Annotated in this window: 1 protein-coding gene; it reads right to left on the minus strand. The window is 54.5% G+C overall.

What is annotated here, in order from left to right; translation table 11 throughout:
• Positions 1-23: 23 nt before the first annotated feature.
• Positions 24-459, minus strand: a 436-nt coding sequence (locus KJQ97_RS09430) for a periplasmic substrate-binding domain-containing protein (protein ID WP_350028222.1), incomplete at its 5' end; no start/stop codon positions are given.

Raw genomic sequence — 459 nt, forward strand, 5'->3', positions numbered from 1 at the left:
TTCTCAACTCAGATATGTCATCGTCACTTCTGGAAGCCGATATCCTCTGCGCGCACGGTCTGGAAGGTGGAGGCACCACAGTTCGCCAGGTTCTTCGGAACAGCAGTGAAGGACATACGTCGGTACAGTGGCAAAGTCATGACGTCATCCCAGATGGTCTTGTCAGCCTGGTTAGCCAGCTCGCGGCGCTTTGAGACATCAGACTCGGTGCCGATCTTCGAAATGAGCTTCTCAACTTTTGGATCGAGGAGCTGAGAGTAGTTGGACTGCGATGGCTGCTTGGACCCTTCTGCGGCAGCGCCATAGATCTGGCGGACGTTAGCCATCGGGTACGCGGTGCCCTGCCAGGTGAAAGCAATGACGTCGAAGGAATGGTTCGTCAACACCTTCTGCATGTCACTGGACGGGGTATTGACGAGATTGACTTTGACGCCGATCTTCGCCATGTCCTGCTTGAAT

The sequence above is a fragment of the Campylobacter sp. 2018MI01 genome (assembly GCF_018501205.1).
Lineage (GTDB): Bacteria > Campylobacterota > Campylobacteria > Campylobacterales > Campylobacteraceae > Campylobacter_E.